The organism is Streptosporangium vulgare (assembly GCF_042428775.1).
GTDB classification, from domain to species: domain Bacteria; phylum Actinomycetota; class Actinomycetes; order Streptosporangiales; family Streptosporangiaceae; genus Streptosporangium; species Streptosporangium vulgare.
In genome coordinates this window covers 1-24,881 of the sequence record NZ_JBHMBS010000008.1, presented here as the reverse complement: position 1 = coordinate 24,881, position 24,881 = coordinate 1, and the positions used below count along the sequence as shown (strand labels likewise).

General features: G+C 71.8%; 18 protein-coding genes. 9 read left to right on the top strand and 9 right to left on the bottom strand.

Features of this window, described 5'->3' with window-relative positions; all coding sequences use genetic code 11:
- The first annotated feature begins 13 nt into the window (after positions 1 to 13).
- Positions 14 to 604, top strand: coding sequence for a hypothetical protein (locus tag ACFFRH_RS18245; RefSeq protein WP_344744302.1), 591 nt, complete (start codon positions 14 to 16; stop codon positions 602 to 604).
- Positions 605 to 774: 170 nt separating this feature from the next.
- On the opposite strand, the gene ACFFRH_RS18240 is transcribed toward ACFFRH_RS18245, so the two are convergent.
- Complete coding sequence (locus tag ACFFRH_RS18240) at positions 775 to 951, bottom strand: hypothetical protein (RefSeq protein WP_344744301.1); 177 nt, start codon at positions 949 to 951, stop codon at positions 775 to 777.
- Between the two features lie 153 nt (positions 952 to 1,104).
- Between ACFFRH_RS18240 and ACFFRH_RS18235 the strand changes: the two genes are divergently transcribed.
- Positions 1,105 to 2,139, top strand: coding sequence for a hypothetical protein (locus tag ACFFRH_RS18235; protein ID WP_344744299.1), 1,035 nt, complete (start codon positions 1,105 to 1,107; stop codon positions 2,137 to 2,139).
- A 326-nt stretch (positions 2,140 to 2,465) separates the two neighbouring features.
- Here ACFFRH_RS18235 and ACFFRH_RS18230 read toward each other — a convergent pair whose 3' ends face one another.
- Positions 2,466 to 3,512 (bottom strand): WD40 repeat domain-containing protein, encoded by a 1,047-nt coding sequence (locus ACFFRH_RS18230; protein ID WP_344744297.1) that lies wholly within the window; start codon positions 3,510 to 3,512, stop codon positions 2,466 to 2,468.
- A 173-nt stretch (positions 3,513 to 3,685) separates the two neighbouring features.
- On the bottom strand, positions 3,686 to 5,155 hold the full coding sequence (locus tag ACFFRH_RS18225) for an NCS2 family permease (RefSeq protein ID WP_386157967.1): 1,470 nt from the start codon (positions 5,153 to 5,155) through the stop codon (positions 3,686 to 3,688).
- A 131-nt stretch (positions 5,156 to 5,286) separates the two neighbouring features.
- On the opposite strand from ACFFRH_RS18225, the gene ACFFRH_RS18220 reads away from it, so the two are divergent.
- A complete protein-coding gene (locus ACFFRH_RS18220) occupies positions 5,287 to 5,544 on the top strand; it encodes a DUF2530 domain-containing protein (protein WP_344744294.1) in 258 nt (85 codons plus the stop codon).
- Between the two features lie 25 nt (positions 5,545 to 5,569).
- Here the strand turns inward: ACFFRH_RS18220 and ACFFRH_RS18215 are convergent, their stop codons facing one another.
- Together ACFFRH_RS18215 and ACFFRH_RS18210 are read right to left on the bottom strand one after the other, a co-directional pair.
- Positions 5,570 to 8,884 carry a sacsin N-terminal ATP-binding-like domain-containing protein gene (locus ACFFRH_RS18215; RefSeq protein WP_386157964.1) on the bottom strand — a complete coding sequence of 1,105 codons (3,315 nt, stop codon included), beginning with the start codon at positions 8,882 to 8,884 and terminating at the stop codon, positions 5,570 to 5,572.
- A gap of 186 nt (positions 8,885 to 9,070) precedes the next feature.
- Positions 9,071 to 9,886 (bottom strand): DUF3027 domain-containing protein, encoded by an 816-nt coding sequence (locus tag ACFFRH_RS18210; RefSeq protein ID WP_344744293.1) that lies wholly within the window; start codon positions 9,884 to 9,886, stop codon positions 9,071 to 9,073.
- Between the two features lie 181 nt (positions 9,887 to 10,067).
- Here ACFFRH_RS18210 and ACFFRH_RS18205 point away from each other — a divergent pair, with 181 nt between their 5' ends.
- A complete protein-coding gene (locus ACFFRH_RS18205; RefSeq protein ID WP_386157960.1) occupies positions 10,068 to 11,729 on the top strand; it encodes an MFS transporter in 1,662 nt (553 codons plus the stop codon).
- Between the two features lie 202 nt (positions 11,730 to 11,931).
- Here the strand turns inward: ACFFRH_RS18205 and ACFFRH_RS18200 are convergent, their stop codons facing one another.
- Complete coding sequence (locus ACFFRH_RS18200; protein ID WP_344744291.1) at positions 11,932 to 12,330, bottom strand: cold-shock protein; 399 nt, start codon at positions 12,328 to 12,330, stop codon at positions 11,932 to 11,934.
- A 90-nt stretch (positions 12,331 to 12,420) separates the two neighbouring features.
- The gene (locus ACFFRH_RS18195) at positions 12,421 to 13,050 is read right to left on the bottom strand and encodes an HAD family hydrolase (protein ID WP_344744289.1); all 630 of its coding nucleotides are present in this window, start codon (positions 13,048 to 13,050) and stop codon (positions 12,421 to 12,423) included.
- A 520-nt stretch (positions 13,051 to 13,570) separates the two neighbouring features.
- On the opposite strand from ACFFRH_RS18195, the gene ACFFRH_RS18190 reads away from it, so the two are divergent.
- Entirely contained in the window at positions 13,571 to 14,194 is a 624-nt protein-coding gene (locus tag ACFFRH_RS18190) for a TetR/AcrR family transcriptional regulator (protein ID WP_344744288.1), read from the top strand.
- A gap of 37 nt (positions 14,195 to 14,231) precedes the next feature.
- Here ACFFRH_RS18190 and ACFFRH_RS18185 read toward each other — a convergent pair whose 3' ends face one another.
- Entirely contained in the window at positions 14,232 to 14,996 is a 765-nt protein-coding gene (locus tag ACFFRH_RS18185; protein WP_386157955.1) for a hypothetical protein, read from the bottom strand.
- Positions 14,997 to 16,458: 1,462 nt separating this feature from the next.
- Between ACFFRH_RS18185 and ACFFRH_RS18180 the strand changes: the two genes are divergently transcribed.
- The 3 genes from ACFFRH_RS18180 (at position 16,459) to ACFFRH_RS18170 (ending at position 21,803) form a co-directional block, all read left to right on the top strand.
- Positions 16,459 to 18,894, top strand: coding sequence for a helicase-associated domain-containing protein (locus ACFFRH_RS18180; RefSeq protein WP_344744286.1), 2,436 nt, complete (start codon positions 16,459 to 16,461; stop codon positions 18,892 to 18,894).
- 306 nt (positions 18,895 to 19,200) lie between these two features.
- Positions 19,201 to 19,794 (top strand): hypothetical protein, encoded by a 594-nt coding sequence (locus tag ACFFRH_RS18175; protein WP_344744285.1) that lies wholly within the window; start codon positions 19,201 to 19,203, stop codon positions 19,792 to 19,794.
- A gap of 362 nt (positions 19,795 to 20,156) precedes the next feature.
- Positions 20,157 to 21,803 carry a DNA repair helicase XPB gene (locus tag ACFFRH_RS18170; RefSeq protein WP_344744284.1) on the top strand — a complete coding sequence of 549 codons (1,647 nt, stop codon included), beginning with the start codon at positions 20,157 to 20,159 and terminating at the stop codon, positions 21,801 to 21,803.
- Between the two features lie 253 nt (positions 21,804 to 22,056).
- On the opposite strand, the gene ACFFRH_RS18165 is transcribed toward ACFFRH_RS18170, so the two are convergent.
- On the bottom strand, positions 22,057 to 22,365 hold the full coding sequence (locus ACFFRH_RS18165) for a hypothetical protein (protein WP_344744283.1): 309 nt from the start codon (positions 22,363 to 22,365) through the stop codon (positions 22,057 to 22,059).
- Between the two features lie 137 nt (positions 22,366 to 22,502).
- Here ACFFRH_RS18165 and ACFFRH_RS18160 point away from each other — a divergent pair, with 137 nt between their 5' ends.
- A complete protein-coding gene (locus ACFFRH_RS18160; protein WP_386157949.1) occupies positions 22,503 to 24,524 on the top strand; it encodes a HelD family protein in 2,022 nt (673 codons plus the stop codon).
- Positions 24,525 to 24,881: the final 357 nt, after the last annotated feature.

Here is a 24,881-nt window from a genome sequence, read left to right as displayed (position 1 = left end):
GACCAGGAGTCATATGAACCGCACCAAGCGCATGATCATTGTCGCCGGCGTCGGCACCGCTCTGGCCGGCGGACTGGCCGTCCCCGTGGCGGCCTGGGCGACCAGCCCCACACCCGCGCCGTCGTCGTCCTCCTCGGCGACTCCCGGTCCCGCCCCCGACGGCGCGGAGCACGGCCCGCGTGGTGGCCGCGGCCACGGCGGCCCCGGCGGCCACGGGGAGATGGCCGCCAAGCTCGCCGAGATCCTCGGTGTCGACGAGGCCAAGGTCACCGCGGCCCTGGAGGAGCTCCGGAAGGAAGGCGGACCGGGCCGCCCGCCCAAGGACGCCGACCAGACCGCCCCGGAGGAGGGAGCCAAGCCGGCCCCCGGGCAGGAACTGGCCGAAGCCCTGGCCGCCAAGCTCGGCCTCACGGCGGACAAGGTCGCCGACGCTCTGGAGACGCTCCACCAGCAGCGCGGCGCCGAGGCCGAGGCCGCCATGGCCGAACGGCTGAAGGCGGCCGTCACCGCGGGCAAGCTCACCCAGGCCGAATCCGACGCCGTCCTCAAGGCGTACCGCGCGGGCCTGATCCCCGGCGGTCCCGGAGGCCCCAGAGGGCATTGAGCCGGAGAGCGTCAGGAGAGCACGACGGCACACGGGCCGCGGACGGGATGCCTGGCGCGTCGGCGACCGCGATCCGTCCACCACGGCTCCGCTCTCCGGTACGGCGAACGGGAGAAGGCCGTCACGATGACCATTTCCTTGGATCACCGTGACGGCCTTCGGGTCGCCGATCAGCCGAGGCCGAGCAACGCCTTGATCGGGCCGAGCGCGAAGTAGATCACGAACAGCCCCGCGACCGTCCACATCAGCGGGTGGACCTCACGGGCCTTGCCCCTGACGGCCTTGATCAGCACGAAGGTGACGAAGCCCGCACCGATACCGGTCGCGATCGACGTGTCCGACGGCAAGCTCGGAACCATCATCGACCTTGATCCGTCTCACACCAGGTGAAGCCTCAGCGTGGCATGAGACGATTCATCCCGGCGTTGGCACTGCTTGTCAGCGCGGGAACCGCCTGCACGTCACATCAACCCCCCGAACCGCCCGCACAGCCTCCCAAGGTGTCAGCGCTCGCACCCATCAGCGACGTGTGGCCGGAAGCGCTCCTCACACTGCCCCACAAGCTCAAGGACGGCCGCAACGTACGGCCTGTCGCGATGTTGAGCGCCGATGAGATCCTCGTGATGGCCGGAGAACGTCGTACGGCGTTCCTGAGCCTTGACGTCCGCACGGGACGCCAGCGCGTCCTGGCCACAACACCGAAGTGGGCATCCTGCGACGGGTGTTTCGACATCCACCTCTCGTCCACGACCATCAACGCCACGCACGTGATCTTGCTGATCAATCGCTACGAACCAGGCTCGCGATACGAGGGAGAACCCCGCACGGAGCTTTGGACCATTCCCCGATCAGGCGGTCCGATGAAGATGATGGCCCGGCTGCCGACCACCGGGCAGGGCCTTGTCGACGACTTCGAGATCACCGATGATCTCGTGGTCTGGCGGGACTCCGAGGGCATCTGGAGTGCTTCTCTCACCGGAGACGAGATCGGGCAGATCTTTCCCGATCGCGATCTCGACATCACCTCCTGGCCCTGGGCCTACGACGGGCGGCGGCAAACCGTCGTCAACCTGGTCACTCGCCAGGAGAAGAAGGCGCGACACGGAGACGACGTCGAGTTCTTGGACTGCGGGCCCGTGTGGTGCGTGGGACAGGTCACGTCCTACCCACATGAGGTGAGAAAGACCGTCATACAGCGGGTGGACGGCTCCGGACGTACGACCGTTCCCGGTGAGCATCTGCCTCTTGTGCCACCGATCCGTGACAGGTTCGTCCTCCTTCGACCTCCCACCGCCCCCAGCGACGGTGTGTGGGGCGGCAGCCAACTCGGGACCTCGGCCCAGTTGTACGACCGGTGCAGTCAGCAGACCGCGTTGCTGGGGTTCTCCGACCAGGCCAAAGCTCCGGAGGACTGGAACGAGATCAGTTTGGGGGCGATGCTGACGGATGGGCCGATCGTGTTCTGGAAGAGCGGCGGCGGGCACTACACGGCTCTGGATTTCTCCCGCATCACCGATCCCCCCTGCACGAACTGAGGTCACCGGCAGGAACAGGCCGCACACGACTTGTGGACGTGATCTGGACCCAGCCGTCAAAGACCGTCATGGCGATCAGCTCCCACATCACCATGACGGCCTCGGACTCGCTGCTCAGAGATTCAACAAAGCCTTGATCGGGCCGAGCGCGAAGTAGATCACGAACAGCCCCACGACCGTCCACATCAGCGGGTGGACCTCACGGGCCTTGCCCCTGACGGCCTTGATCAGCACGAAGGTGACGAAGCCCGCACCGATACCGGTCGCGATCGAGGATGCCTACGGCACCGTGACCCTTTTAAAGTCCCGTCCTCGACGATCATGGCTCATCGCGTGTAAACGTTCAGGTCCCGCATCCGCACGGTGCCATCACCGTCTCCAGTGATGGTGACCGGTTGGCCGTTCACCCACCCGACCGCCAATGTGAAGACACTGTTGGTGTAACCCATGGGGTCCCCGATGGGTCGGCGCGTAGCCAGATCCCACACCCGCACACTGCCGTCATCGTTGTCATTACCGTCATTACTACCACCGGTGACGGCGACCGGACGACCGTTCACCTGCCCGACCGCCAACGCCGAGACACCGTGAGTGTGGCCGGTCGGCACCGGCTCTCCGATGAGCGTGTGCGTGGTCAGGTCCCATATCCGCATGTTCTGGTCTTCGCTGCCGGTAACGGCGACCGGTCGGTCGTTCACCTCTCCAACCGCCACCTCCCAGACACGGGTTCGGCTGGTCATCGGCTCGCCGACGGGTTTGCGTGTTGTCAGGTCCCACACGCGCACGGTGCCGTCAACGCTGCCGGTGACGGCGACCGGCCGACCGTTCACCTGCCCGACCGCCACCGCCAAGACGGGGCCGGTGTGCCCGGTCATCGGTTCGCCCAGGGGTTCGCGCGTGATCAGGTCCCATACGCGCACAGGGTTCTTATGGGTTTCAGTGCCCAAATCTCCGCCGGTGACGGCGATCGGCCGGCCATTCACCTCTCCAATTGCCACCGCCCCAACACTGCCGGTGTGGCTGCGGGTCAAGGGTTCGCCAATTGGTTTGCGTGTGGTCAGATCCCAAACCCGCACGGTGCCGACAACGCTGCCGGTGACGGCGACCGGACGACCGTTCACCTGCCCGACCGCCACCGTCTCAACACTGTAAGGCTGACCGGCTATCGGTTCGCCGATGAGTTCGCGCGCGGTCAGATCCCAAACCCGCATGGTGTCGTCATTCATGCCGCCACCCACGGTGACGGCAACGGGCTGACCGTTCACCTGCCCAAGCGCCACCGCCAAGACAACGTCATCGTGGCGCCCCACCAAATCCGCAGAAGGCCAAAAGCCGACGACGAGCGTCACACACGCTGTCAGCGCGGCGATCATCCACCTGAGGCGCGAGCGGGAAGGCACTGACCGCACCACCACGGCAGACGCCCCTCTCGAATAAGAACCGGGTTCCAAGACCACGAGTAGATTTTCAACTTTGTCGGGGCCCTGCAAGCGGGCGGAGGCCGTGGTGATCACGTATGTAGATCACCACGGCCTCCGCCCGCTTCTCAGCCGAGGTTGAGCAACGCCTTGATCGGCCCCAGAGCAAAGTAGACGACGAACAGCCCCGCCACGGTCCACATCAGCGGGTGGACCTCGCGGGCCTTGCCCTTCACCAGCTTGATCAGCACGTACGTCACGAACCCACTACCTATTCCGGTAGCTATTGAGTACGTGAACGGCATCAGGACGATCGTGAGGAACGCCGGGATGGAGATCTCGTAGTCGGTGAAGTCGATCTCACGGATGGCCGTCATCATCAGGAAGCCGACCACGACCAGGGCGGGCGCGGCGGCCTCGTAGGGGACGACGGCGACGAGCGGCGAGACGAAGATGGCCAGCAGGAACAGCACGCCGGTGACGACGCTGGCGAGGCCGGTGCGGGCCCCCTCGCCGACACCCGCCGCCGACTCGATGTAGGTCGTGTTGGAGGAGACGGAGCCCGCGCCTCCGGCCGCCGCGCCGATCGAGTCGACGAGGAGGATCTCGCGGGTCCTGGGCAGGGTACCGTCCTCCCTGATCAGCCCGGCCTGGCCGCCGACGCCCACGATCGTGCCCATGGTGTCGAAGAAGTCGGTGATCAGCAGGGTGAAGATGAGCAGCAGGGCCAGGATGACCGAGACGGAGCCGAAGGCGCCGAGCGGGTCGAACTCCCTGAACAGCACCAGCGGGTTGTTGAAGCCGAAGATCTGCTCGGGCAGCTGGGGGACGACGAGCTGCCAGCCCGCGGGGTTCGGCGGCTGACCCGGCGTCACCGAGGCGCCGACCTTGGCGATCGCCTCGACGATGACCGCGAGGACGGTGGTGGCGATGATGCCGATCAGGATGGCGCCCTTGGTCTGGCGCGCCACCAGCAGCACGATCAGCAGCAGACCGGCCACGAAGACGAGGATCGGCCAGCTGGTCAGCGAGCCCGCGATGCCGAGTTCCAGCGGCGGCCCGGCCGCCACCCGGCGGACGAAGCCGGCGTCCACGAAACCGATCAGGGCGATGAACAGGCCGATGCCGACGCTGATCGCCGTCTTGAGCTGGGGTGGGATGGCGTTGAACACGGCGGTACGGAACCCGGTGAGCACCAGGAGCGCGATGATCACGCCCTCCAGGAACACCAGGCCCATCGCCGACTCCCAGGACATCTGCGAGGCGATGCCGTAGGTGACGAAGGCGTTCAGGCCGAGGCCCGCGGCCATCGCGAAGGGAACCTTGCCGATGACCCCCATCAGGATGCTGAGCAGCCCGGCCACGAGGGCGGTACCGGCGGCGACGAGCGGGATGTTGGGGGTGCTCCCGTCCCCGATGAACTGGCCTTCGGCGTCCTTGACGGTGGCGATGATCAAGGGGTTGAGCACGACGATGTAGGCCATCGTGAAGAACGTGGCGAACCCGCCGCGCACCTCCCGGCCCACGGACGAGCCACGGTCAGAGATGAAGAAGAAACGGTCAATTCTACTTATTTGGTGGGTTTTAACATCATTCACTCACGCAGAGTGACAGCGGGATTCCCTCCCCGGAAGACCCGGCTGTTGATGGTGATGCTTTCGAGATGGATTCGCGTCTTGACGTAATCCGTTTTGCGAACAGTGAGACGTCGTCGCCTAGTCTGGAGCGCGTGAACCAGCCACGACGCCCGGATCTGCAGCCGTTGAAGACCAACGACACGCTCACGATCCTCACGGGCACGGGCCTGTGGGCCGTCGCCCTGGTCGTGCTCCTGGTCGCGCAGCCGGATCCCGAGTACCGCTGGTGGATCTGGACCTGCGTGTCGGGCATCTGCGGCGGCCTCTTCGGCCTCTGGTTCGTACGCCGCCGCAACCGCCGCCGCCCGCCGCCCGAGGAACCGATCGAGCCGACCACCGCGATCCTGTGAGATCCGTGACCGGCCAGGCGATCGTCTAGGTCGAGGCGGTCCAGCTGTCCAGGTCGGCCTCGGCGAGCAGCAGCGGCACCGCCGCCGGATCGCGCAGCAGCGCCGCCACCGCGAGCCGGTCGCCCCACTGGCCGGACGCCCAGGCGAGGCCGCGCGCCAGCCCCTCCACGCCCGAGGCGTGCACCGTGCCCTCGAAGAACCGCCACGCCGCGGGGACACCGTCCACCAGCAGCCTCTCGTGCTCCACATAGGTCGCGGGCGCGGTCGGCAGCAGCGACCGTACGGCGGGCGGGACGTCGCGCGTCTCGCCCGAGGACGTCACCTCGCCCGCGGCCTCCTCACCGGCCAGCGGCAGGTCGAGCAGCTCCGACAGCGCCTCGGCCAGGTCGAACGGGGCCAGGATCAGCGGCCGGCCCGCGACGAGCGGCAGCAGGTCCGGCGCCTCGACCACGACCGGCTCACCCGCGCCCCTCTCCTGGAGATCGGTGCCGGTGGACAGCACCCGGCCGTCCTCCGCGTCGACGGCGACGATCGCGTCACCGAGGATGGCGCGTACGGCGCGCGGGGGCCCGACGCGGGCCGGGTCGACACCGGCGAGGGCCACCCACAGCGAGCGGAGCTGGGCGCGGTCGACCTCCAGGGAGGGGTCGCCCAGCAGGTCGAGCAGCTCGTCGGGACCGCCGTGGGTGGCGAGCAGGTCGGCCAGCGTGCTCCGGACGCCGATCATCGCCAGCGCGGCCTCGTCGACGACGGCCGGGGCATCGCCGTACAGGCCGAACAGCAGCGGGTCGCCCGCGGGGAGCCGCAGCTCCGTGGGGCGCCTGCCGGCGAGCACCGGGTGCGTGGAGAGCCACCAGGCGGTGTAGGACGGCACCTCCACGACCTCCCCCGCCACCAGGATCCGCAGCGGGTGCAGCACCGAGCGGAGCGGCGGACGCGACAGCAGGGCGAGGGCGGCGGGCCAGTCGGCGACGTACTCCAGGTCGCGTACGGCGGAGAACTCCCGGGCGACCGGCGGTACGTCCATCTCGGGCAGCAGGTCGAGGACGGTCTCCAGCCACTCGTCCTCCCGATCCAGGTCGTGGTCGCACTCGTCCGGGTCGATCATGACGTCGGAGTCGTTGACCACGGCGAAGCCGTCGAGCACCCCCACCGCGGCGAGCACCCGGGGGCCGTACCGCTCCACCAGCTCGGGCGCGGCCGTGCCGAAGTGCGTCTCCGTGTCGAGCAGCCCGGCCAGCGCCCCGTCGGCGAGGAGCAGCTCGCCCGCCGGGTACAGCTCGCCGTCGGCGCCGCGCAGCGCCAGCTCGGACAGCCAGGGGGCGTCACCCGCGGTCAGCCCGGCGGCGTCGACCAGCGCGAGCACCGCCTGGGCCACCGGCTCGGAGTCGGGGCTGTCGAGCGACTCCGAGACCGCGGAGCGGGTCAGCGGGTCCTCCAGGACGGTGCGGGGGGTGGCCTCGCCCGCGCCGAGCCTGAGCAGGAGGGGATGGGCCGCGTCCGGGTGCACCACGCGCAGCCCGAGCGGGGCGAGGACGGCCGGGTCCAGCGCGGAGCCGTCGGTGAGCAGCAGCGTGCCGCGCGGCCCCCTGACCAGGCGGCCGTCGGCCAGTGGCACCGGCAGCGCGCCGAGTGCCTCGGGGTCGTCGGCGGGCAGCACCTCGTACAGCGACCGCCACCAGGCAGGGTCCCTGTCCTTGACGGCGTCGCCGGAGAGCATGTCCACGATCTCGGAGAGCTGCACCCGGCTGACGCCGAGCGCGGTGATCGCCGGATGCCGGGACGGCCACCCCGCGGGCAGCAGCCCGGGGATCATGGGGGCGACCCTCTCCAGCAGCTCGGCCGGGGCCGCGACCACGGAGGCCTGCCGCCCGGAGACGACCAGCTCCTCGCCCTCGGAGAGCGGGGCCGGGGAGGCGCCGCCGTCGGTACCGGCCCCGGCTCCGGCGGCCACCTCGGAGGGGTCGGGGAGCAGGAGCGAGGCACCGGAACCGCCCGGCCTGCCCGTCGAGGCCGGGTCGGCGGGCGGGGAGAGCGCGGGGAGCAGCGGGGCGTCGGGGAGCCTGCGCAGGATCGCCCGGCGGATACGGGCGTCGAGCTCGCCCTTGCCCATCATGCCGGGGACGAGATCGAGGAGCCGGGGCGTGCGGGGCAGCCCGGCGAGCAGCTCCAGATAGGTGTCGGCGGCCCGTTCGACCAGGAAGTCGGCGAGCGGGCCCGGCGCGACGTGCCGCCGGTCGGTGGCCATCGGGAACGAGGCGATCAGCAGCGCGGGCAGGTCCAGCGGCTCGTCGCTCGGCGTGGGCGCGTGCACCACGGGCGGTACCAGCGCGGGCAGCGGCCGGGGCTCCCCGACCGGCGCCGCCTCCCGCGAACCACCCCGGGCACCGCCCGAGGGGCCGTTCGAGGCGCCACCCGCCGGGCCGCCCAGGGAACCCCCCGCGAAACCGGCGGACCCGGGACCGGCGGCCTCAGGACCGCCGGACGCGGAACCGGCGGAACCGGCGACGGATCCGGGACCCGTGACGGGTACGGCCCAGCGGACCAGCCAGTGCGGCCGGGAGCGCTCCTCGGTCGGGCGGTCGGCGAAGAGCTCGGCCACCTGCTCGGGGGTGAAGCGCCCGGAGGCCGAGACGACCTTCCAGCCCTCGGCGGTGACGGTCCGCGTCTCGCCGTCCACGTCGACCTCGATCGCCTCCAGGGCGGGCAGGCCGAGCAGCAGGGCGGGGCTGGTCTCCCTCAGCATCCCCCGTACGGCCTCCTCGGCCGCCTCGTCGCGGAGCGGCAGCCGCACGAGCGTGTCGAACCCGGCCGGGATCTCCACCGGGCCCGCGGGGAAGGGCAGGCGCAGCAGCGGGACGTGCCCGCCGCGCTCGGCCAGCTCCTTGGCCAGCTCGGGCTCGGCGGCCACCAGGGCGGCCGTCTGGTCGCGGGACCAGCGGACGACCCCGGAACCGAGCGAGCCGATCACCGGCTCGTCGCAGACCGACACCACGGCCGCGAACCCGACACCGAACCGGCCGGCCGCGTGGGTGTCGTCGCGCTTGGCGGAGACGCGCAGCGTGGACAGACCCTCGATCCCGGCCGCGTCGACCGGGGCTCCGGTGTTGGCGGCCGACAGCACGCCCTCGCGCAGCGAGAGACGGAGCCGGCCGGGCACCCCGGCGCGGAGCGCGGCGTCGGCGGCGTTCTGGGCGAGCTCGACGATCAGCCGGTCACGGTAGCCGCCGAGCGCGAAGTCCTCCTCCGCGTTGGCGTCCTCGCGGAAACGGGCGGGCGAGGCCGTCCAGGCGGCCAGGACGGCGGAGCGCAGTCGTTCGGTGCCGAAGATGTCAGTCAAGGCGATGCTTCCAAAGGTCGATGCCCCGCACGACCGGGCGTCCCGGCCGGAACGACCGGGAGGGCCAGGACGGCCGGGACGCCACGGGAGCGGCGCCCGGCCGCGAAGGCCGGAGGTGCCGCCGGGACGGCGGCGGGGCGGGCTGGACCCGGTGCCCCGGGTTGGGAACGGCCCGGCGGCGCCGGGTCAGGAGTGACCGAGCGGCTCGGAGGCGGTGTCGTCCACCGATCCGGCCAGATCCGGCTCCGCACCGTTCTCCGCGGTGTCGTAGGAGAGATCGTCGAGGATCGGCGAGGTCGGCTCGACCTGGTGCGGCAGCACGGCCGCCTCGGAGTGCGCCCCGCAGCCGTGGTCGGCGGCGACCACCCGGCCGTCGTCGGGGGCGTACTCGTTCGCGCAGACCCCGAAGCCGGTGCGCAGCGCGCCCGCGAGCGGCCAGTAGAAGCCGCAGGTGGAGCACTGGGCGGGCGCGGCGTGCGCGAGCGGGGTGTGCGGCCCCGACTCACCGGAGTGCCAGCGCCGCACGGCGCGGTCGCGGCCGATCGGGGAGAGCACCCGGGCCCGGCCCAGGCCGTACTCGAAGATCATCTGGTGGTCGGAGTCGTCGTCGGTCTCGGTGAAACCGGGCGCGAGCCTGTCGTCGTCGTCGGAGGTGGGCAGCAGATCGCCCACGCCGAGGTCGCCGGGCAGGAGCCGCTCGCTCCACGGCACCCACTGCGGCGGCATCAGGGCCCCCGCGCCGGGCAGGAGCACGACCTCACTGACCGTCACGTTGCGCGCCCGTGAGGCCCGGGCGACCGTGACGGCCCAGCGCCAGCCCCGGTAGGCGCGGTCGAGACAGGCGAAGTAATGGGTGACGACGCGGTCTCCCTCGCCCTCGACCCCGAGGTGGTCGCCCACCTCCTCGGGCTTGACGTTCTCCTCGACCGCGGCTCTGGCCAGGTCGACGGCCGCGACGCACGCCTGGTCAAGGACCACGGCACGGGATCGAGTCCGGCTCACGAGTCGTCTCCCGTCAGCCTCGCAGCACGACGGCTGCTGTCCCTACTGGCTCGCTCGCTCACTGCGCTCACAGTTCATTCTCGCCCATGACAGGAGCGAACGGCACCGTGGACATCCCATCGGCCACCGAGTGACCTGGCGCACCGGACAACTCACCCGCCCTTCGGGTATGACTGGATACGTGGCAGCTGGGTGGGAACGAGCGCGGAAGACGGTGGGCGAGGCGTCTCGGCGGGTCGGCGGGGCCGCCGCCGCCGCGGGCCGGGCCGCCGCGCGAGCGGGCCGTGGCACGAGCCGGGTGACGGCACGGGCGGGCAGGGGCGCGGGCCGGGTGACGGCGCGGGCTGGCCGGGGAGCGGTCAGCGGCACCCAGCGGGCCGGACGGGCCGCGCGGCGGCTCACCCACGCGCAGGGCGCGGGCCGCACCGGGCTGGGCCAGCTGATCGAGCTGACCGCCGCGCACAGCGCGGGCGACGCCCTGGTCACCGCCGCCCTCGCGGGCACCCTCTTCAAGCTCCCGGTGAACGAGGCACGCGGCCAGGTCGCCCTCTACCTGCTGATCACGATGATCCCGTTCGTGGTGGTCGCGCCGTTCGTCGGCCCGGTCCTCGACCGGTTCCGCTCCGGGCGGCGTTTCGTGATGGCCGGGACCCTCTTCGGGCGCGGGCTGCTCTGCTTCGCGATGGCGGCGGCGATCGTCCCCGGCGACGTGTTCACGATCTTCCCGGCGGCGCTGGCCGTGCTGGTGCTGTCGAAGGCCTACAACGTCTCCCGCGCGGCGATCATGCCGAGCGTGCTGCCCGCCGACATCGCGCTGGTCACGGCGAACGCGAGGGTCGCCCTGTTCGCGCTGGTCACGGCGGGCGTCGCGGTGCCGATCGGCGCGGGCGCCAGTGCCTGGCTGGGCGCCGAGTGGGTGCTGCGCGGCGCGACGGTGCTCTTCCTGCTCCAGGGCGTGCTGGCCGTACGGCTCCCGCGCCACATCGACTCCCCCGACCTGGAGGAGCTGGACGACGAGGGAGAGAAGCGGCCGCCCCGCTGGCGCACGATGCTGAACGTCGGCCCGGTGGTGGCCGAGGCGATGCACGCCAACGTGGCCATCCGCCTCTACTCCGGGTTCCTGCTCTTCTACCTGCTCTTCCTCGTCCAGGACAAGAACCTGCCCGGCCTGCCGCCGGTGGTCGCCGTCGGCGTGCTGGCGGTGGCCGCCGGGGTCGGGGGGCTGGCGGGCACGGCCGTGGCCTCGTGGGTGCGCAACCACTCCCCGCAGGTCATCGTGCTGGGCACACTCGCCATGACGACCGCGATCACGATACTGGCGGCCGTCGTCTTCCAGCTGTGGAGCGCGGTGGCGGTCGCGCTGGTGGCCGCGTTCGCCCAGGGGCTGGGCAAGCTCGCGCTGGACGCGATCGTGCAGCGGGAGATCGGCGAGGAGGTGCGCTCGTCCACGTTCGGGGTGGTGGAGGCCTTCCTGCAGATCGCCTGGGTGCTGGGCGGCCTGGTCGGGCTCTGGCTCTCGCTGTTCGCGGGCGGGACGGTGGGTCTGGCCGTGATGGCCGTGGTGCTGGCGGGCTCGCTCGGCTGGCTGCTGGTACGCCGCCGCAGACGGGTCCGGGAGGTGGACGCCAGGGTCGAGGCCGCCAGGGGCCCGCGCCCCGCCCCGCCCGGGCCGCACCCCGCGACCAACGGGGAGCGGCCCTCGCGGGACGCGACGCCTGAGGAGCCCGAGGAGCCCGAGGAGTGGGTCAGGCCGCGGCCCGCCGGGACGACCACCGCGGTCGTGCACCACGGGGACCCCCCGACGGAGAAGCGGACCAGGCCGCTCACCAACCCCCACGGCTGAGCCGCGGGGGTCTCCCGGCGTTCGGCGTTCGATCTTCGGCGTTCGATCTTCGGCGTTGGGCCGTTCGACCTTCGGCGTTCGGCGTTTACGGAGACCCGGACCGGCACGGCCGGGCCGCGGAGCGGGCACGGGAGGATCCGCGTGACCGGGTCGCGGAGCGCGTACGGGAGATCGGGTCGATCGGCGGGTGGTCCGCGGGGGGTCAGTCGTCCAGGTCGTCGGCGACGGCCCGGAGCACTGCGGCGATCTTCTTCGCGTGCGCCGCCTCGGGCTGCTTTCCCCTCTGGTACGACGTGGAGACCGTGTCGAGGAGCTTGATCAGGTCCTCCACGATGACGACCATCTCGTCGGGCTTCTTACGCTTGCCCTTGGGCTTGGCGGTCTTGGCGAGGGTGGGGGGCTGGTCGATCACCCGGACCGAGAGCGCCTGCTGGCCGCGGCGCCCTTCGGCCACGCCGAATTCGACCTTCTGGCCCGGCTTTAGGGAATCCACGCCGGAGGGCAGCGCGGAAGAATGCACGAAGACCTCACCGCCGTCGTCGCGGGTGAGGAAGCCGAATCCCTTGTCGGCGTCGTACCACTTGACCTTGCCACTCGGCACAGGGGTGACCTCGTTCAGACTGTCGTGAAAAGGAATGGATGTAGGTTATGCCCAGCGGACGCCGAGGGCGACCGTGTATTGGAGCCCGAATTACACGAGAGCGGCCGGTGTTCGCCAGCCGTCGAACCATTCGACGAACTCGGTCAGATCGCCCAGGGTCACATCGGCTCCGTGATCACGCAGTTCTCCCACCGGATAGACGCCCGTCGCCACCGCCACGCTGACGACTCCCCCCGCTCGCGCCGCGTCGATGTCCGCGACATGATCTCCAACATATGCGGCGGCGCCGAAAGCCGCGAGGGCCGGACCCTTGGCCGCCCCGAAAACCGACCCGGCGACCTCGTCCACGTCCAGGCCGAGGAACTCGACCGTGCTCGCCGCGTCGCGGGCGTTCTTCCCCGTCACGACGGCGACCCGTCCTCCCGCCCGCCGTACGGCCTCGACGGCCTCGCGCGCGCCGGGCATGAGGGTGGTGACCGGGATGGCGATCGACGGATACAGCTCCCGGTAGACGTCGGCGGCCGCGGGGACCTCCTCGGCGGGCATCCAGTTGGCCAGCTCCCACTCCAGCGGCGGTCCCAGCCTGGCCACCACGGCGACGCTGTCGATGAAGACGCCCGTCCGCAGCGCCACCTCGTCGTAAACGGCGGCGATGCCCGCGCGCGTGTCGGCGAGCGTCAGATCGAGGTCGAATCCCACGGAGTTCATCAGGTCACTCACAGTTCCTTGTCGGCTTCACGAAGCGGATTCTCCAAGAAGCCCTCAAAGAATGCCAAATCACCCTAAACATGGCTAATCCTAAGCGCTGTCCGTGACCCTCCAATGCGGAAGCCTTCGCGAAAAGATTTCCTTAATCCGGAAGGTGGATGGGCACCCCTCTCCCGCCCCTCTCCCGCGCTTCTCCGGGCGACCGGTCTCCGGAACCCGTCGGGCCGATCTTCCTGTCCTGGCCCCGGCCCCCGGCCCCGCCCCTGGGAGCCAACCCCGGAAGCCAACCTTGGAAGCCGGGCCTGGAAGCCGGGCCTCCCCCTCGGCGAACCGCCCCGCGTGCCCGTCCGTACGTCGCCCCCGGACCGGTCAGGGAAAGCGAGGGCGAGACCCGGGGAGTGAGACCGGGCGAGGGGGCGCCTGGCGGGTGGACCCTCACCCCTCCCCACGGGCGGAGATCGGCTCGGCACGGTGTGGTGCGACCCGCCTCGGGTGGCACTGGATAAGGTCACGGAGGAGGTATCGGCAGAGAATGACCAGATCGACACGCGAGCGGATCATCGACGAGGCGCTACGCCTGTTCGCCGAACGGGGTTACGCGGCGACCTCGGTGGCCGAGATCGAGGCCGCCTCCGGGCTGTCCCCTGGCGCCGGCGGCCTCTACCGGCACTTCAAGTCCAAGTACGAGGTGCTGGCGGCGGCGATGAACGAGCACGCCGCCAGGACGCGGGCACAGATCACCGAGACCCTGACCGAGCTCAGCGTCGTCGACACCTCCACCGGTGTCGAGGAACGGCTCGCCCACCTGTGCGGGCTGGGGCTGGCCAAGGTCCGCGAGGAGAGGCAGTTGACGCGCGTCTTCTTCCGCGACCTGAGCCAGTTCCCCGAACTGGTCGCGACCGTGCGCGAAGGTCTGCTGCAACCCATGTTCGACGCGATCACCATGTGGTTCCGCGCCCAGCCCGAGTACGCCGGAACCACCGCCGACTGGCCCGCCATCGGTGCCGTGCTCGGCGGAGCGGTGATCAACTATCAGCTGTTCGAGGAGACCGTGGGCGAGCCCCCCGGCCGCGTGGATCGCGACCGCTTCGTCGCCTCCTGGGTACGCCTCGCCCTCGGCCTGCTGCCCCGGCCCGCGGTCCAGGCCCTCGGCTGACGGCTCTGGCGACCGACGGGTCCGGTGGTCGCCGGCGTCACCCCGGTCGGCGGATTCCCCTTCCCACGGGGATCGGGGGGTTGAGCAGGCGGTAGGCCATCCAGAAGACGGCCCACGCCGTACCGAGCATGAACATCAGCCCGCTGATGGCGAAGAACTCGTCCACCACCGTGCCGAGGTCGTTCCTGGCCCTGACGAGGGCGACCAGTCCGCCGCCGAGGGAGTAGCTCACGATCGGGGCGGCCAGCCCGAGCGCCTTGTCGGAGGTGTGCCAGTTCTCGCAGGCGATCACGACGAGCGCCGCGACGGCCCACACCAGCACCGGGATCCTGAAGATCGCGATCGGGGCGAACGGGAAGGGGATCAGCAGGCCGGCGAGGGCGAGCAGACCCAGGCCGACCATCTCGCGCCGGTGGCCCAGCAGGATCGTCCGGGCGTCCTGGGTGCCGGGGACGACGTCCTCCCTCGACCGGGCCGGGCGGCTCCGGCGCAGCCAGTCGGGCCGGTTTCGTGCCCGCCTCCTGGCCAGCCGCTCCTCGGCCTCCCGCATCCCCCTGGCCACGCCGGGCGGGAGCCCCGGACGGCCCTCCGCGTCTGTCTGCTTCCCGCGCGGCGCCTCCGGTCGATCTCCCCTCGGCTCCTCCTCGCGCTTGTCCTCCGGTTCCCGCGGCTCCTCCGGCCCCTCCGGCCCCTGCGGTTGTCGCGGTTCGCGCGGCTGCTCCGGCGTCTCCCGCCGTGCCACCGGCGGCGGGAGAGGGTCCTGTACGGGAGGGATCTCCTCGGTCGGCGGGTCGCTCTCCACCGCGTCCTCCCAATCGTCGGCGGCGTCTTCCCCGCTCCCCGGGCGGCTACCGGCCGCGACGTCGGGCTCGTCCTCCCCCGGGTCGGCCGATGACGACCGCGAGCGGGCCGGGAAGATCCGCTCCGTCCAGCTGGACCCGCGCGAGGCCGAGGCCCCGGGAACATCCGGCTCCGGGCGCTCCGGCTCAAGACGGTCCTGCTCGGGATGGCCCGGCTCCGGGCGCTCCGATTCGGAAAGGTCCGGGGTGGGACGGCCCCGCGCGGGTTCGCCGGTATCCGGACGGGCGCCCGTCGAGGCGTACGGATGCCCCCGAACGGAGCGCCGGGAAGGCGGGAGACCGGAATCCCCCGGCGTGACCTCGCGGGCGGTGGACGGGGAACGCCCGGCTGTCTCCCCCGGCGTAGACGAGGACGAAGGCGTGAATGAGGGCGAGGGCGTGGATGGGGGCGTGGACGGAGACGGTGGACCATCCGCCGCACGGCCAGGGCCGTCCGGGCCGGAGACCGCACCTCCCGGCGTGGGAACGGGCCCCTCCGGGACAGGCCCGCTGGAGGCGGGGTCGTGGTCCCCGGGGACAGGCTCCCTGGAAGTGGGCTCGCGGCCCTCGGGGGCGTGACCTTCCCGAGGGGGCTCGCGGTCCTCGGGGGCGGAACCGTCCGGGGTGGGGGCGGCGAGAGGCATCGCGGCCACCGGACGGACGGCCGAGGTGCCGTCGAGGTCCGTGGCACGGGTGGAGCGGTCGGCGTCACCAGGACGGTCCACGCCACCAGGACGGCCGATGTCACCATGACGACCGACATCACCGGGACGGCCGGCGCCGCCGAGACGATCCGCGCCACCAGGACGGTCTGTGTCACCGGGACGGCCGAGGTCACCGGAAGCCCTCACCGAACCCCCCGCGGGATCCTCCCGGGGCCTGGGGACCGTACCGGAACCCTCACGCGAGACCCCGGAGCTCCGGGACCCCCGAGAACCTCGCGCGCCCCGGGACCCCCGGGAACCCTCCTCGGAGACCCGTGGCCCGGGGCGCCCCGGCGAGTTCTCCGAAGAGCGCTCAGAAGACCGGTCCGAGGACCGGGAGGGCGTCTCCCTCCCCAGGCGGCGCACCTCACGGTGGACCAGCGCCGCCGGGTCGCCGAACCGGGCCAGGACCCTCGCCACGGCGGCGGGGTCGTCCATCCCGGCCCGCTCGGCGTCGATCCGCCTGCGCAGCACCGCGACGAAGTCGATCCGCTGTCTCGGCGGCAGCACGCCGTGGGCCGCGTCGGCCGCCCTGCTGACGTAGTCCAGGACGAGCTGGTCCGCACGCTCGATCACACTGGCCATCCTCTCTCGACATCGTCTCGCTCGTGAGCTTCTTCCCCCATTCGCCGCCCATCACGTGATCGATCGGCCCTCTTCACGGGATCCCGGAAATCCCCCAGGCCGCGCGATGTCGGTCAAGCCTCCTACCATTGGCGGAATGAGCACGGAGTTCACCGAGTGGCTGCGCGGCCGGAGCGACGACCGGTTGCGGGCTCTCGTCTCCGTGCGGCCCGAGCTCATCACCCCCGTCCCCGCTCACCTGGAAGGGCTCGCCGGGCGGGCGAGCAGCCCGTCGGCGGTGGGCAGGGCACTCGACCGGCTCGACCGGTTCTCGCTCGCGGTCGTGGAGACGCTGGCCGTGCTGCCCGGCCCGGTCGCCTACAGGTCACTGCGTGCCCAGATGGCCCGCGCCCTCCCCGGACCGGCCGATCCGGAGTTCCAGAGCGCCCTCAAGGAGACCGTCGAGCGGCTGCGCACCATGGCCCTGATCTACGGGCCCGACCGCGCCCTGGCCCCGGCGCCCGGGGTGCGGGAGGTGCTCGACGCTCCCGCGGGGCTCGGCCCGCCCGCCGTGGAGGCGTTCAGGCACCACCCCGCCGAGCGGCTGGCCGAGCTGGTCCAGGACGTCACGGGCGACGACACCGGGAGCGCCGAGGGCGCCGGGAGCGCCACCAAGGAGACACTCGCCGCGCTGCTCGCCGACGAGGAAATCGTCGGACGGCTGGTCGAGGAGGTCTCGCCGCAGGCGCGGTCCGCGCTGAACGAGCTGGTCTGGGGTCCGGCCAGCGGCCGGGTGCCCAACGCCCGCCGCGAGGTGCGGGCCGCCACCGCGCAGTCGCCGATCGAGCAGCTCCTCTCCCGCGCCCTGCTCGCCGCCACCGGCGAGGAGACCGTGGTGCTGCCCCGCGAGGTCGCCCTGTTCCTGCGCGGCGGCCGCGTCCACCGGGACCTGTCCCCCTTCCCGCCCGCGACCGAGGGCACCGAGCGCGACCGGCGGCTCGCCGACCGCACGGCCGCCGGGCAGGCGTTCACGTTCACCCGCGCGGTGGAGGAGCTGTGCGAGCGCTGGAGCGTCGACCCGCCCGGCGTGCTCCGCAGCGGCGGCCTGGCCGTGCGCGACCTCAAGCGGACCGCGGGCCTGCTCGACCTGCCCGAGTGGGTGGCGGGGCTGATCATCGAGGTGTCGTACGCGACGGGGCTGATCGCGGCCAGCGGCACCGTCGACGGCGACTGGCTGCCCACCCCCGTCTACGACGGCTGGCGGGTGAAGTCCACGGAGGACCGCTGGGTGATGCTGGCCACGGCCTGGCTCACCATGGACCGGGTGCCGGGGGTCATCGGCGAGCGCGACGAGCGCGACCGGCTGCTCAACGCGCTCCATCCCGACCTGCGCCGCCCGGCCGCCGCCGAGGTCCGCGCCACGACCCTGGGCATACTCGCCTCGACGCCCGGGGTGGCGCCGACCCCCGACGCGGTACGCGAGCGCCTGGCCTGGGAGCAGCCCCGGCGTCGCGGAGGCCACCGCGACCAGCTGGTGGAGTTCACGTTGCGCGAGGCCGAGCAGATCGGCGTCACCGGGCTCGGGGCGCTCGCGGCCCACGGCCGCGCCCTGCTCCCCGCCCCCTCCGGCGGCGGCAACCTCGCGGCCCCGGCCGGTCAGGGAGGTGGCGGCCGCCCGGTGTCCGCCGCCCACCTGCTGCTCCCGCTGCTGCCCGAGCCGCTCGACCACGTGCTCCTCCAGGCCGACCTGACCGCGGTCGCCCCCGGCCCGCTCACCGGCGACCTGAGGCGGTGGCTGGCGGTGGCGGCCGAGGTGGAGTCGACCGGCGGCGCGACGGTCTACCGCTTCGACGAGCGGTCGATCCGGCGGGCCCTGGACGCCGGGCAGGGCGCCGACGAGCTGCTGGCCATGCTGGAGCGCCACTCGACCACACCCGTGCCGCAGCCGCTCAGCTACCTGGTCACCGACGTGGCCAGGCGCCACGGCCGGATGCGCGTCGGCACGGCGAGCGCGTACGTGCGGTGCGACGACCCCTCCCTGCTCGACGAGGTGATGGCCGACAAGCGGGCGATCCCGTTGCGGCTGCGGCGGCTCGCTCCCACGGTGATCGCCTCCAAGTCCTCCCGTCCGGCGCTGGTCGACTCGCTGCGCGCGATGGGCTACGCCCCGGCGGCGGAGTCGCTCGACGGCGACGTGATCATCACCCAGCTCGACGTCCGCCGGACCGAGGGCACCTCGGCGGGTCGTTCCCCGGTCACGTTCAACGGCCACGAGGCCGACGTGGTGGCGGCCGCCGTCCGCGCCGTGCGCGCGGGTGACGCCGCGTACCAGGCTCGCCGCGCCCCGGTGGCCGCCCCCGGTGGCCAGGTGCCGCGCTCCCCCGCCACCGCCACGATCACCGCCCTTCGCGAGGCCATCCGGCAGGGATCTCAGGTCTGGATCGGCTACCTCGACTCCCAGGGCAACGCCACCAGCCGGATCCTCGAACCCGCCCGGATGGAGGGCGGCTATCTCACCGCCTACGACGAGACGCGGGCGGCGGTGCACCGCTTCGCCCTGCACCGCATCACCGGCATAGCCGACATCGTGTGAGACGTCCCTGCCGGTTCAGCATGGGAGCGGTAAGCCCGTCAGCCCCGGCGTGCCGGGCGGGCGCAAGAGGTAGTCTCGATTCCGGAACGAGCCCGCCATGAGCCAGGCCGACGGTCCGGCGGCGGCGCGCCGTCCGCCACGTCGTTCAGCGGGGCGCTCGCCGAGGTGCGAGGGTCCTCCTCCTGGTCTCCTCCGGGCGCCGGTCGCCGGGATGTGACCGAGCCCATTCGCCCCTGACACCCGGCTCACGGCCCATATCGTGATAACAGTTGACGTTCTGAGCTCCACAGAAGCGAGAGATCCCCAGTGAGCAGCGGTCACTCCGAAGGCCCCAGCACCAACCCGGACGACTGGAAGAGCCCCTACACCACGGGACCGGGCCAGACCCCGGGTCACGACCGGCAGCCGTACGGCTACGAGCAGCCCCAGCAGGGTTACCAGCCGGAGCCCGTCCAGCCCGAATACGGTCAGACCAAGGACTACGGACAGGCCCCCGGCTATCCCGACCAGTCCTACGGGCAGGGTTACGGCCAGGGGTACGGGCAGGGATACGGCGAGCAGCCCTCCTACGGGCAGGGTTACGGGCAGCAGGGCTCCTCCTACGGGCAACAGGGCTACGGGGCGCCGTCGCCCCGCGAGGTCGAGGGTGTCAGGACGCACGCGATCGTCGCCCTCGTCATCAGCCTCGTGCTCGCGCTGAGCTGCTTCGTGAGCCTCGGCGGCCTCATCGGCACCATCCTGTCGGGCCTCGCGCTGGGCAGGGTCGACACCGATCCGCGAGGCGCGAGGAACCTGCTCAAGTGGACCTGGATCAGCGTCGGCGCCAACATCGTGCTGCTCGTCCTGGGCGTGACCTTCTTCATCGTCGCCGGTCTCAACGGCGCCTTCGGCCCCAGCTGACCACTCCGTGAACCGCCCGCCGGACCCGTACGCACGACACCGGGCCCGCGAGGACCGGACACCTGGACGGCCGGACACCCGGCGGACGGGCACCCGGTGTACGAGCACCCGACGGGCAGGAACGCACCGGGCCGGCACCCGGCGGACGGGCACGCGAGGACTGGGCACGCCACGGGCGGGCAGGTGACGGACGGGCGCGGGAGATTGAGTGGGCCGGACGGGACTGCCCGGGCGCTCCCGTCTGTTGCATACAGGGAACCTCCGCACAGGCAGCGCGGGACGACCCCGTGGGCGTCCGCGAGTGCGACCATGAGCCGATCCGCGTAACCTGCCATGACCTGCGGTGACCAAGGGAGAAGTCTGTGACTGACGGACCATTGATCGTCCAATCGGACAAAACCCTGCTCCTTGAGGTCGATCACGAGAGGGCCGGGGAGTGCCGCAAGGCGATCGCCCCGTTCGCGGAGCTGGAGCGTGCCCCCGAGCACGTGCACACCTACCGGATCACCCCCCTGGCGCTGTGGAACGCGCGGGCCGCCGGGCACGACGCCGAGCAGGTGATCGACGCGCTGATCGCCCACAGCCGCTACCCCGTGCCGCACGCGCTGCTGGTCGACGTCGCCGAGACGATGTCGCGCTACGGCAGGCTCCGCCTGGAGAAGCACCCCGTCCACGGGCTCGCCCTGACCAGCACCGACAAGGCCGTGCTGGAAGAGGTCCTGCGCGCCAAGAAGATCCAGCCGCTGCTGGGCGAGCGCCTGGGCGACGACGGCGTGGTGGTGCACCCGAGCGAGCGCGGCAACATCAAGCAGCACCTGCTCAAGCTGGGCTGGCCCGCCGAGGACCTGGCGGGATACGTCGACGGCGAGCACCACCCGATCGCGCTCACCGAAGACGGCTGGGAGCTGCGCACCTACCAGCGGGAGGCCGCCGAGGCGTTCTGGCACGGCGGCTCCGGCGTGGTCGTGCTCCCCTGCGGGGCGGGCAAGACGATCGTGGGCGCGGCGGCGATGGCGCAGGCCAAGGCGACGACGCTGATCCTGGTGACCAACACGGTCTCCGCGCACCAGTGGAAGCAGGAGCTGCTCAAGCGGACCTCGCTGACCGAGGACGAGATCGGCGAGTACACCGGCACGAAGAAGGAGATCCGCCCCGTCACCATCGCCACGTACCAGGTGATGACGACCCGCAGGCAGGGCGTCTACCGACATCTGGAGCTGTTCGACGCCCGCGACTGGGGCCTGGTCGTCTACGACGAGGTGCACCTGCTGCCCGCGCCGATCTTCCGGATGACCGCGGACCTGCAGGCCAGGCGGCGGGTGGGCCTGACCGCGACGCTCGTGCGCGAGGACGGCAGGGAGGGCGACGTGTTCTCCCTCATCGGTCCCAAGCGGTACGACGCGCCGTGGAAGGAGATGGAGAACCAGGGCTGGATCGCCCCGGCCGACTGCGTCGAGGTGCGGGTGACGCTCACCGACGAGGAGCGGCTCGCCTACGCGATGGCCGAGTCCGAGGAGCGCTACCGGTTCTGCGCGACCACGCCGTCCAAGACGCGGGTGACCGAGGCGCTGGTCCGCCGCCATCTGGACGAGCAGGTGCTGGTCATCGGGCAGTACATCGACCAGCTCGACGAGCTCGGCGAGCACCTGAACGCTCCGGTGATCAAGGGAGAGACGAAGGTCAAGGAGCGGGAGCGGCTCTTCCAGGCGTTCCGCGACAGGGAGATCCAGGTCCTGGTCGTCTCCAAGGTCGCCAACTTCTCCATCGACCTGCCGGAGGCGGCGGTGGCCATCCAGGTGTCGGGCACCTTCGGGTCCCGGCAGGAGGAGGCGCAGCGGCTGGGACGGGTGCTGCGGCCGAAGGCCGACGGGGGCGGGGCCCGCTTCTACTCGGTCGTCAGCCGTGACACGGTCGACCAGGATTTCGCGGCGCACCGGCAGCGGTTCCTGGCCGAGCAGGGGTACGCGTACCAGATCATCGACGCGGACGACGTGCTCGCCGGAGATTGACCTCACATGGCGAACACGTCGTCAATTTGTGTCAGGTCCACGAAATCCCGCGGGCTTTCGACAAACAAACCACCCCCTCGCTAGGCCTGGCGGCCACTGGCGACATACCCCCATGATCTGCGGGAGTCACCAGGTTTGCCGCGCTTTTTCGCTATTTCCGGGGAGAATGACGGAGGGTGTCGGAGCGACTACCGAACGAATGGAGTGGCCGCCAAAAGATCGGTGCGACCACCGCGCAATCCGATCGGCATGACTACCGAACAAGCAGGCCGCCCACGAAGAGAACGCCCTCCGCGACCACCCAGGCGGTCACCGCGGCGGTCATCAGAGCGGCGAAACGATGTCCGGCGCCGCGCGTCCCCGGCGCCAGCAGGGCGACCGCCGTGCAGCAGGCCGCGGCCGCCGCGAACAGGGACGACAGCCTCACCACCCCGTCCAGCCTGGCCACGCAGCCGGGGTCGGAGCAGAAGGCCTCGACCCCCCAGCCCGCGAACACCGAAAGCCCCCAGAGCGCGGCCAGGAGAAGGCTCGCGACGGCCGGTATGACAGGGGAGATCCGCACGACCGTTGGGATACCCGCGACCGCCGCCCCCCAGTCCGGCGTTAATCCTTTTGAGACGCCGGATGGTCGCCGCTAAGCTGGTCGATTCGCTGCCCGATGACCACCACCTCCGTTTGCCGAATGGGAGGCACTTCAGCGTGCCCGCACATCAATTGGCCCCCGACATAACCGACGACCCCACCCGGATCCTCGCCGCCGAGCGCGAGCACCTCGCCGTCTCCAGGGCGGCGCTCCGCGCGATGCGCGAGCACGCCCGCTCCCTCTCCTCCGACGCCGCCGGAGACTGGGTCTCCCAGCAGATCCTGCAGGCGCTGCTGGACCAGCGCGTCGAGGCGCTCGCCGACCACTCCGGCACGCCCCTGTTCTTCGGCCGCCTCGACCGCCAGGAGGGAGACGACCTTCCCGGCACGGTCTACGTCGGGCGCAGGCACGTCCACGACGACAGCAGCCGCCCCCTGGTCATCGACTGGCGGGCCCCGGTCTCGCGGGCCTTCTACCAGGCCAGCCCGTCCGACCCGATGCGCGTCGCGCTGCGCCGCAGGTTCGGCTACCGGGGCGGCGACCTCACCGCCTACGAGGACGAGCGCCTCGACCAGGGCGGCGCCGCCCTCGCCCAGAGCAGGATCCTCACCGAGGAGATCGAGCGCCCGCGCTCGGGGCCGATGCGCGACATCGTCGCGACGATCCAGCCCGACCAGGACGAGATCGTCCGCTCGGACCTGGGACGGACGGTGTGCGTCCAGGGCGCCCCCGGCACCGGGAAGACCGCCGTCGGCCTGCACCGGGCCGCCTACCTGCTCTTCACCCACCGCGAGCGGCTCGCCCGCTCGGGCGTGATGATCGTCGGCCCGAACCGGGCGTTCCTCTCCTACATCTCCTCCGTGCTCCCCGCCCTGGGCGAGGTCAAGGTCGACCAGACCACGGCCGCCGGGATCCTCGGCGACCACTCCGCCCCGGAGGACCCCGCCGTCAGCACGATCAAGGGTGACGCGAGGATCGTCCCCGTGCTCCGGCGCGCCCTGTGGATGCACGTCGTCAAGCCCACCGAGGGCGTGCTGTTCACCAAGGGGATCAACCGCTACCGGGTCGCCGACCACGAGGTCCGCGAGATCGTCGCCGCGCTGCGCGGCACCACCCGTTACGGCCCGGGGCGCGCCACGCTCGCCCAGCGCCTCGCCCACCTGGTGCTCGTCCGGATGGAGCAGCGCGGCGAGTCTCCCGACGACCGGGTGCAGGACGCGGTGGCCAGGTCCAAGCCGGTCAGGCAGCTCGTGGACCAGGTCTGGCCCAAGCTCACCCCGCAGCAGGTGCTCCACCGGCTGTTCGGCGACCCCGACTTCCTCGCCGCCGCCGCGAAGGACGACCTCACGGCCGAGGAGCGGGCACTGCTGCTGTGGGCGAAGCCTCCCAAGTCCTTCCGCTCGGCCAAGTGGTCGGCGGCCGACGGCGCGCTGATGGACGAGCTGGCCGACATGATCGAGCGGACCGTCCCGTTGGGCCACCTGGTCGTGGACGAGGCCCAGGACCTGTCGGCGATGCAGCTGCGGGCCCTGGGGCGACGCTGCCGCACCGGCTCGGCCACCGTGCTGGGCGACCTCGCGCAGGGCACCACGCCCTGGTCCGCCCGCTCCTGGACGGAGGTCCTCACCCATCTCGGCTTCGAGGACGGCGCGGTCACCGAGCTCACCCTCGGCTTCCGGGTGCCCCGGGAGGTCCTCGACTACGCGGCCAGGCTGCTGCCCTCCGTCGCCCCCGACCTGGCCGCGCCCAGGTCGCTGCGGCCCGGCGCGGGCTCCCTGTCGGTGCGCCCGGCACCCGACCTGGCCGCGTCGCTGGCCCGCGCCGCCGAGGAGGCGCTCGCCCGCGAGGGGTCGATCGGCGTCATCGTCCCCGACGCCTCGGTGGGCGCCGTGTCCGAGGCTCTGGCCCACCTGGAGCACCGGGTGCTGAGCCCCGACACGGTCGAGGACCACCGCCTCCTGGTCATCCCGGCGTCCCTGGCCAAGGGCCTGGAGTACGACCACGTGATCGTGGCCGAGCCCGCCGACATCGTCGACGCCGAACCCCGCGGCCTGGCCCGCCTCTACGTGGTGCTGACCCGCGCGGTCACCTCCCTGACCGTCCTGCACTCCAAGCCGCTGCCCGCACAGCTCGGCTAGCCCCGGGGCCGCGCACGGGCCATCGCGCAGGCCAGGACCGCGCACGGACCACCACGCAGGCCGGTGTCGCGCACGGGCCACCGGCCAGGGTCACGTGCGCGCCACCGCGCGGGACCGGGGTCGCGTACGGCCCACCGCACGGGACCGGGAACCGAAGAGACGGAAACCGGGCCGAGACCCCGGAGGGACGACGAGAACCCGGAGAGACAAAAAGAGGCGGCCCCGGCACGTCGGGGTCGCCTCTTTTTCGAAAGCGCGTGGACTCAGAAGTCCATGTCGCCGCCGCCGGGCATGGCGGGGGCGGCTCCGGCCTTCTCGGGCTTCTCGGCGATGACGGCCTCGGTGGTGAGGAACAGC